Origin of the sequence: Chryseobacterium sp., from assembly GCF_022712095.1 — a bacterium.
Lineage (GTDB): Bacteria > Bacteroidota > Bacteroidia > Flavobacteriales > Weeksellaceae > Chryseobacterium.
Genome location: NZ_JALAHD010000319.1, coordinates 41,073 through 49,476, shown reverse-complemented (window position 1 = coordinate 49,476; position 8,404 = coordinate 41,073). Strand labels below are relative to the sequence as shown.

8 protein-coding genes are annotated in these 8,404 nt (G+C 35.7%); 5 read left to right on the top strand and 3 right to left on the bottom strand.

Annotated elements, in window-relative coordinates; translation table 11 throughout:
* Positions 1 to 47: 47 nt before the first annotated feature.
* From Q0A18_RS16230 to Q0A18_RS16215, 4 genes are all read left to right on the top strand, one after another.
* Entirely contained in the window at positions 48 to 1,265 is a 1,218-nt protein-coding gene (locus tag Q0A18_RS16230) for a TCR/Tet family MFS transporter (RefSeq protein ID WP_292011211.1), read from the top strand.
* A gap of 239 nt (positions 1,266 to 1,504) precedes the next feature.
* Positions 1,505 to 1,834, top strand: a complete 330-nt coding sequence (locus Q0A18_RS16225) for a twin-arginine translocase TatA/TatE family subunit (RefSeq protein ID WP_292011210.1) — start codon at positions 1,505 to 1,507, stop codon at positions 1,832 to 1,834.
* Positions 1,835 to 1,839: 5 nt separating this feature from the next.
* Positions 1,840 to 2,406, top strand: coding sequence for a phosphatase PAP2 family protein (locus Q0A18_RS16220; RefSeq protein WP_292011209.1), 567 nt, complete (start codon positions 1,840 to 1,842; stop codon positions 2,404 to 2,406).
* Entirely contained in the window at positions 2,403 to 3,209 is an 807-nt protein-coding gene (locus Q0A18_RS16215; RefSeq protein ID WP_292011208.1) for a tetratricopeptide repeat protein, read from the top strand. The genes Q0A18_RS16220 and Q0A18_RS16215 overlap by 4 nt, the downstream gene beginning before the upstream one ends.
* 1 nt (position 3,210) lies before the next feature.
* On the opposite strand, the gene rlmH is transcribed toward Q0A18_RS16215, so the two are convergent.
* Positions 3,211 to 3,684: a 23S rRNA (pseudouridine(1915)-N(3))-methyltransferase RlmH gene (rlmH, locus tag Q0A18_RS16210; RefSeq protein WP_292011207.1), complete on the bottom strand. Its 474-nt coding sequence runs from the start codon at positions 3,682 to 3,684 to the stop codon at positions 3,211 to 3,213.
* Between the two features lie 274 nt (positions 3,685 to 3,958).
* Here rlmH and Q0A18_RS16205 point away from each other — a divergent pair, with 274 nt between their 5' ends.
* Positions 3,959 to 4,963 (top strand): YihY/virulence factor BrkB family protein, encoded by a 1,005-nt coding sequence (locus Q0A18_RS16205; RefSeq protein WP_292011206.1) that lies wholly within the window; start codon positions 3,959 to 3,961, stop codon positions 4,961 to 4,963.
* 3 nt (positions 4,964 to 4,966) lie between these two features.
* Here Q0A18_RS16205 and nhaA read toward each other — a convergent pair whose 3' ends face one another.
* Both nhaA and Q0A18_RS16195 read right to left on the bottom strand, forming a co-directional pair.
* Complete coding sequence (gene nhaA / locus Q0A18_RS16200) at positions 4,967 to 6,148, bottom strand: Na+/H+ antiporter NhaA (RefSeq protein WP_292011205.1); 1,182 nt, start codon at positions 6,146 to 6,148, stop codon at positions 4,967 to 4,969.
* A gap of 8 nt (positions 6,149 to 6,156) precedes the next feature.
* Positions 6,157 to 8,361, bottom strand: coding sequence for a RelA/SpoT family protein (locus Q0A18_RS16195; RefSeq protein WP_292011204.1), 2,205 nt, complete (start codon positions 8,359 to 8,361; stop codon positions 6,157 to 6,159).
* Positions 8,362 to 8,404: the final 43 nt, after the last annotated feature.

Genomic DNA, 8,404 nt, shown 5'->3' with positions numbered 1-8,404 from the left:
CCATAATATTAATATTATTATCCTGATTTTATTATTTTTGCACCAAGATGGAAAATTCAAAAAAGAAAGCCGCTATTGGCTTTATTTTCATAACGCTACTGATTGATATTACAGGATGGGGAATCATTATTCCCGTTGTTCCCAAGCTTATTGAAGAGCTCATTCACAGTGATATCAGTGAGGCTGCCAAATATGGTGGTTGGCTGGGATTTGCATATGCATTTACCCAATTTATATTCTCTCCTGTGGTGGGGAATCTGAGTGATAAATATGGGCGTAGGCCTATTATTCTTATTTCTCTTTTTGGCTTTGCTGTAGATTATATTTTGCTTGCACTTTCTCCGACAATTCTATGGTTATTTATCGGAAGGATAATTGCGGGAATTACAGGGGCAAGCGTAACTACTGCAAGCGCTTATATTGCTGATATTTCAACTGATGAAGACCGAGCGAAAAACTTTGGGATGATAGGTGCAGCTTTTGGGCTGGGATTTATTATAGGACCGGTAATCGGTGGTATCTTAGGGCATTATGGTGCCCGTGTTCCTTTCTATGCCGCAGCGATACTTTGTATGCTTAATTTTCTCTATGGTTATTTCATACTTCCGGAAAGTCTGGATAAAGAAAAGAGAAGAAAATTTGAATGGAAAAGGGCTAATCCTGTAGGATCATTTAAGTTTTTGGGTAAGCATCCCGAAATCTCAGCATTAATATTTGCCTTGATTTTAATTTATATTGCAGGACATGCAGTGCAAAGCAACTGGAGCTTCTTTACCATGTATGAATTCAGCTGGACAGAAAGAATGGTAGGGATTTCACTCGGAGTAACAGGCTTATTAGTAGGACTGGTACAGGGGGTTCTGATAAGATGGACAGCTCCAAAACTGGGAGAAGAAAAGAGTATATATTATGGATTGGCTCTTAATGCGATTGGGATGCTGTTATTTTCCTTTGCTACGGAAGGCTGGATGATGTTCGTGTTTCTTATTCCTTATTGTTTAGGGGGAATATGTGGTCCGGCACTTCAGTCTGTGATTACCAAAAGTGTTCCTGCCAATGAACAGGGAGAACTTCAGGGATCATTAACAAGTCTGATGAGTGCTACTTCGATTATCGGGCCTCCGATGATGACGAATCTCTTTTATTATTTTACCCATGATGAAGCGCCCGTTAAATTCCCAGGAGCGCCTTTCTTCCTTGCATTTATCTTAATGGGGCTTGGTTTGATGGTGACTTATTCTGCTTTTCAGAAAAAAAAGAAATAATTTCAATATAAAAGGGAATTAGAGTATAAAGTTCTTTTTTTGTTGAAAATGGAAATAAATTGCATTCAGAATAGAATCTAATTTTATTCTAAATGAGATGAGAAAAGTATATTAGAGTAAAATATTCACTGTTTTTACTTTGTGATTATTAATTGCTAATAAATATTTATAAATCTTAAAATTTCTTTAAAATTTAAGTGGGGATTCAATATGTGTATAATCTTTTGTAATTTTACAACATGGAACTAAGCATTGGAGAAATGGCACTGATTGCAATTGCAATCGTTGTATTATTTGGACCGGATAAACTTCCTCAGATTGCCCGTGACCTTGGAGCTGGGGTTAGAAAAATGCGTGGTGCAGTAGAAGATATTAAAACTGAGATCATGAAAGAAACAGATAATCCTGTTTCTGAAATTAAACGTGAAATTGAAAAGGTGAAAGATGCTGCAAAAGATTTTAATCCTGTAAAAAATATTGAGAAAGATATTATCACGGAACCTTCTTCTGCAGATCCAAAACCAAAGCCTGCTGATGATGAATCACATGAAGGACCTGTAAGCCGATAATCATAATGGAAGAAATAGTTCAGGAAGACAAGCACGTCTTTTTATATCTCAATAATCTAGGGGACTCTTCTTTTGATCAGTTTTGGATGATGATTTCTTCCACCTGGATCTGGATTCCGCTCTATATTATTTTTCTTTATTTTTTACTGAAAAGTTATAATCTAAGATCTTTAGTATATATTCTTATATTTATTGCTATCGGGGCTACCGTTTCGGATCAGCTTGCTTCTGTATTTAAATTTGGAATAGCAAGATTGAGACCTTGCCATGATCCTACACTGATAGATCATATGAGGATTGTGAAATGTGGGGGACAGTATGGCTTTTATTCAGCCCATGCTTCTAATACTTTCTTTTTGGCAAGTTATTTGAGTATTCTATTAAGAAAGAAATTAAAATGGTTTCCATATGCCATATTTGGATGGGCTATTGTAGTTTCTTACAGCAGAATATATTTAGGTGTGCATTTCCCAATGGATATTTTGGTGGGGGCGATTGTTGGATTTTTATTGGGAGGGCTTTTTGCTACGCTCGCCAAGAAAGTGATCAGCAAACAAAAAAAAGCCACATGAAAATCCTTTTATTACTTCCTATTCTTTTTTCATCCATACATTACGCACAGGACGCAAAAGCAGCTGAAGAATGCTTTAAAAAAGCAGATTATAAATGTGCTGAAGAACAATACTCCAAGCTTGCCGGACAAGAGAAAATTCAGAAATTTCAATCTGAATATTATAATAATTTAGGAACCTCCCAGAGACGGTTGGGAAAAACGAGTCTGGCTTTCAAATCATATGAATCTGCCTTAAAGGCTAATCCTTTATCCGCTCAGGTATACGCTAATCTGGCGTCACTTCATGGCCAGAGGGGTAGTAAGGCAAAAGCATTGGAATATGTGAATAAAGGCCTGCAGATTGAACCTGAGAATGTGGAAATGTATCTTACCCGTTCCCGGATTTATGATGATACAGGGAAAAAGGATCTGGCAGCTCAGGACTTAAATCAGATTTTAAGTTTTGATCCTGAGAATATCTATGCTAGAACAGGCCTAGCCAATCTTAAAAAAAATAACGGAGATCTCGAAGGTGCTTTGAAAGATTATAATCGGCTTCTTGCAGAAAAGCCTGAGTCACTTCTTTATACCGGAAGAGCAGATGTTTATTTTAAAATGAAAAAAACTAAAGAAGCTTTTGCAGATGTTAATAAAGCGATTTCAATTGATCCTACATTTGCACAATCCTATGTAACCAGAGCTTTGATTTTATTTGATTCCGGTAAAGACAAAGAAGCCTGTTCCAATTTAGATAAAGCTGTAAACTTAGGATATGAAAAAACGATCCTTACCGATTATTATACCCGTTGCGAGAAAAAATAAATTAATCGTTATGGTAAGGCTTACCCTGTAAAATCTGATCTGCACGATAGAGTTGTTCAACAATGAACAGACGGATCATCTGATGGGTAAAGGTCATTTTGGAAAGAGAGATCTTTTCATTGGCCCTAGAATAAATTTCATCAGAAAACCCATAAGCTCCTCCGATTAAAATATGTACTTTTTTCACGGAAGAATTCATCCAGCTATCAATTTTCTGGGAAAACTCTCTGCTGGTAAACTGTTTGCCTTTTTCATCCAGAATAATAACAAGATCGGTCCTGTCAATCTGATTGAGAAATAATTTGGCTTCCTCTTTCTTAAGAAGTTCCGGAGATAAATTTTTCGCATTTTTTACATCCGGAATTTCTGTAATCTCAAAATTCCAGTGTTTTGGGAGGCGGTTTAAATAATAATTAATTAGACTCGAGATCTCCTTGTCGTCCGTTTTGCCAATACAAAGTAAATTAATTCTCATTTGTTGCAATCATAATTCATAAGAATGAAAGCCCAAAGATATTCATAAATTCAGGAATAACTTCATATTCTTACTATCATTTTAAGATTTATGATTAGCATGTTCTGGAATAGAAAAGAATGAGAAATCTAAAAAATCAGTACTTTTACCTAATATAGATTCTGATGAAATAAATTGGTTACATTTGGGTTAAGGGAAAGAATTAAGTATTATAGATAAATTCCCTTAAATTTGTATTATGAATTTTCATTAGGCATTCAAAGCAAAATAATATATGGGAATAAAAACTCCAAAGTTTATTTTAAAAATACAGGATTTTTTTGACGGGATTCATATTCCCGTTTTGGGAATTTCAGTATGGCAGATGTTTCAGATCTACATTTCAGGTATTTTTAAAGACAAAATAGGAAGGAAGGCAGCTGCTATTTCTTGGAGTTTTACAATCAGTCTTTTTCCCTTCATTTTGTTTTTGCTTTCCATCTTACCCTATATGCCGCATTATGATAAGCTTCAGTTTTATATTTTTGAAGTCCTGATGCATAATATTTTCCCTTCCAATATGGAAAGTGATGTAAGAGGATATATCGAGCAAAATATTATTCCCAATATGAAAGGAATCAGTAATCTTACCATTGTACTGGCCTTGATATTTGCGACGAATGGAACCTTTTCTCTTATCAATGGATTTAATGAGAATTCAGAAGAAAAACTAAGTGATGTTAAAGAATTTATTCTATCCTTTTTTATTACCATTGGTTTTATCACTATTGTATTTCTTGCCTTATTTGGAGTTTATTATGTAGAAGTAGTAATGAAGCTGTTTACTCCGGCTTATGATATTTCCTGGCTGGTGAATAATCTGACTAAAATTATCGGATTTGTTTCTTTCCCTCTGTTTTATTTTATTCTTTTAGCAATGTTTTACTGGCTGGGGACCGTAAAGATTACCAGATTCAGGCAGGCGGTTCCGGGGGCTATTTTAACAACTATTCTATTTGTGCTTACTACTTACCTTTTTGCGCTTTATATGAAGAATATTGCCCGTTATAATGTGTTATACGGTTCGATAGGAAGTATGATCCTTTTGATGGTTTGGGTTAATGTCAATGTCTATCTGCTTTTATTTGGAAATGAACTGAATATGGCCATCAGGAAATTAAGGATTGAAAAACTTATTTCCGACGGCTTAAAGAGAGAAGCAGCCTATTATCCTTCTTATACAGAATCTGAATCAGAAGTTAATGAAGAGCATCTCAGAAAAATAGAGGATAAAAAATAAAATTTAATATTCTTCAGGTATCTCTTTTCTTTTTTTACTGCTTGAATACAAGACTATATATCCAAGACTAGCAGCTAAGACAGAAGCAATTAGAATCGCAAATTTGGCTTCATCCTGAATTTCAATCTGTCCTTTAAAGGAAAGCAAAGCAATAAATATGGACATGGTGAATCCTATACCTGCAAGAAGTCCAACTCCCAGCATCTGCACCCACGAACTGTTTTGAGGGAGTGAGCTTAGTTTAAGTTTGATCGCAAGAAATGAGAACATATTAATTCCAATCAGTTTTCCAATCACTAATCCTCCGATAATTCCCAATCCTAATGTACTTGTCAACCCTTCGACCATTCCACTGTTGAAGGTGATATTGGTGTTCGTTAATGCAAATAAAGGCATGATGAAAAAGCTTACCGGAATATGCAGCTGATGCTCCAGCTTTTCCAGAGGTGATATTTCAGTATCTGAAGCATTGGTTGGAATGGAGAATGCTAATAAAACTCCAGCAATAGTAGCGTGGATTCCCGAATGGTGCAGAAAATACCATAAAAATAATCCAGGAATCAGATAGAATATGATCTTCGTAACTTTGAAAAAATTCAGAAGGAATAATAAAGCTACGATCACAAAAGAAAGAATCAGATATACCCAGTGGATTTGATCCGTATAAAAAACAGCAATTACCAAGATGGCTCCTAAATCATCTACAATGGCTAATGCAGCTAAAAATATTTTAATGGAACCAGGAATTCTGCTTCCCAGCATGGAAATAATGGCTAGAGAGAAAGCGATATCCGTTGCCATAGGAATTCCCCAGCCGTTACCGTATTCTGTTCCCGAGTTGAAAATAGAATAGATTACTGCTGGAATAAGCATCCCGCCAATAGCTGCAAAAATGGGAAGGGAAGCATTCTTAAAAGAAGAAAGTTCACCCTCTATCAGCTCTCTTTTGATTTCCAGTCCTACAAGAAGAAAGAAAATTGCCATCAATCCATCATTGATCCAAATACTTACAGGATATTCAAGATGAAAAAGGTGAGTACCTATTTCCAGATCTAAAAAACTCTGAAAATCAGTACCGGCTGAAGAGTTAGCAATAATAAGGGATATAATGACACAAAAAATGAGGATAATTCCCGATGACTGACTATTATTGAAAAAATTTTTAAAGTAGATGCTTAATTTCATATATTAAATTATAGTCGTCTCACTTTGGAAACGCCATTAATTGCTTTAATTTTCTTGAAAGTTTCTTCCAGCTGACCTTTATTTTTTACTTCCAGATTAATATTTCCGGTAAATAAACCATCATTGGACTCAATGGACATGCTTTTCATATCCATTCCCATAGCATTACTGATTACAGCTGTGATATCATTGATCATACCCATTCTGTCCAGTCCTTCGATTTCAATTTTCACACGGTTTTTAAAGCTTTCAGCATTTACCCATTTAGCAGGGATTACCCTGTAATCATATTGAGCTCTTAGGTTGATGGCATTCGGACAGTTATCGCTATGCACTTTTATTCCATCGGATATGGTGATAAATCCAAAAATTTTATCTCCTGGAATTACGGTACAGCATTTGGCAAAACTGTAATTCAGTTTTTCCTCATCTTTTCCGAACACGATCATGTCCAGATTCGTTTCCGGCTGTTCTTCGTAAGTGGTATTCTTCGGAGAAGATTTTCTGAACCTTGAAAGTAGGTTGTTGAATACGTTTTTACTTTCTATATATTTTCTCAGGCTGCTTACGTCCAGTTCATTGCTTTGAAACTTAAGAAATAATTCCTGAGAAGTCTTTAAATTGAAAAACTTTTGAAGCTTATTGACTTCATCATCATTAAAGTTGATTTTAGCATGACGAAGTTTTCTCTGAAGAATTTCCTTGCCTTCCTCTACCAGTTGGTTTTTCTGGGAATTCAGGAAGCTTTTGATTTTAGACTTCGCTTTGGAGGTTACTACGAATTCAAGCCAGTCAGTTTTGGGCTTCTGATTATGAGATGAGAGAATATCTACCTGATCTCCATTTTGCAAAATGTAGGAAATCGGAACAAGCTTTCCGTTGATTTTTGCTCCCAGACATTTCATTCCCAGATCGGAATGAACTGCAAAGGCAAAATCTAATGCCGTTGCATTTTTAGGTAAAATCTTAATTTCCCCTTTGGGCGTAAATACAAATACCTCCTTAGAATATAAATTAAGCTTAATATTGTCTAAAAGCTCAGAAGTAGAAAGGTTTTGCTGCTGTTCCAGAACTTCACGGATTTCACTTACCCATCTTTCGAAATTTCTGTCTTCAGAATTCTGTTTATAGCCTTCTTTATATTTGTAATGGGCTGCTACTCCTTTTTCAGCAATCTCATCCATTCTTTCAGAACGGATCTGTACTTCAATCCATTTTTTGTCAGGACCAAGTACAGTCAGATGTAAACTTTCATATCCCGTGGAACGGGGCTGGGTAATCCAGTCTCGCATTCTTGACGGATTACTGTGGTAAACATCGGTAACGATAGAATAGATTTTCCATGCCAGGAATTTTTCATTTTTGGCATCGGATTTATAAATGATCCTTATCGCATAATTATCAAAAACCTCTTCAAAAGAAACACCCTGCTTGAGCATCTTTCTGTAAATGGAAGATATAGCTTTTGCACGTCCTTTTATCGTAAAGTTGAGCCCTTCGTCTTTTAATCTTTCGGACACCTCTTTTTTAAACTCTTCGATATATCTTTCGCGGCTGTCTTTCTCTAATTCTAATTTCTCGGAAATTTCATGGTAGACTTCCGGATTATTATATTTCATTGAAAGATCTTCCAGTTCAGATTTTATGTTGTATAAGCCTAAACGGTGAGCCAGAGGAGCATAGATATAAACGGTTTCAGAAGCAATTTTTTTCTGTTTATCCGGTGCCATACTTTCTAAAGTACGCATGTTATGAAGGCGATCGGCAATCTTAATAAGAATAACCCGGAAATCCTGTGAAAGAGTCAGCAACAGTTTTCTGTAATTTTCGGATTGTACAGAAATGTTCTGGTGGTTCATGATGGATATCTTCGTTAATCCATTCACGATATCGGCTATTTTATCACCAAATATTTTCTTGATGTCTTCATAGGTATAGTCGGAATCTTCAATCACATCATGCAGTAATGCACATGCAATGGAAGTAGCACCCAAACCTATTTCTTTAGCTACGATTTTAGCTACGGCAATAGGGTGGTAGATATAAGGCTCCCCTGTTTTTCTGCGCTGATCTTTATGAGCATCCAGTGCAATATCAAAAGCCTTTCGGATGAGTTTGTTATTTTCCTCATCCAAAGTCCTGTATGTATTGGAAATCAGATCCTTGTACCGCGCAAGGATCTCTTTGTTTTCTTGTTCTAAATCGTAACTCATTTGTGTGAAAGCCTTTATTAAACGAAAATACGAAAAATAATAC

Bases quoted from the DNA above. Each gene is read 5' to 3' on its own strand.
- Q0A18_RS16225 (WP_292011210.1), top strand. From the start codon at position 1,505: ATGGAACTAAGCATTGGAGAAATGGCACTGATTGCAATTGCAATCGTT.
- Q0A18_RS16195 (WP_292011204.1), bottom strand. From the start codon at position 8,361: ATGAGTTACGATTTAGAACAAGAAAACAAAGAGATCCTTGCGCGGTAC.
- rlmH (WP_292011207.1), bottom strand. From the start codon at position 3,684: ATGAGAATTAATTTACTTTGTATTGGCAAAACGGACGACAAGGAGATC.
- nhaA (WP_292011205.1), bottom strand. From the start codon at position 6,148: ATGAAATTAAGCATCTACTTTAAAAATTTTTTCAATAATAGTCAGTCA.
- Q0A18_RS16205 (WP_292011206.1), top strand. From the start codon at position 3,959: ATGGGAATAAAAACTCCAAAGTTTATTTTAAAAATACAGGATTTTTTT.
- Q0A18_RS16220 (WP_292011209.1), top strand. From the start codon at position 1,840: ATGGAAGAAATAGTTCAGGAAGACAAGCACGTCTTTTTATATCTCAAT.
- Q0A18_RS16230 (WP_292011211.1), top strand. From the start codon at position 48: ATGGAAAATTCAAAAAAGAAAGCCGCTATTGGCTTTATTTTCATAACG.
- Q0A18_RS16215 (WP_292011208.1), top strand. From the start codon at position 2,403: ATGAAAATCCTTTTATTACTTCCTATTCTTTTTTCATCCATACATTAC.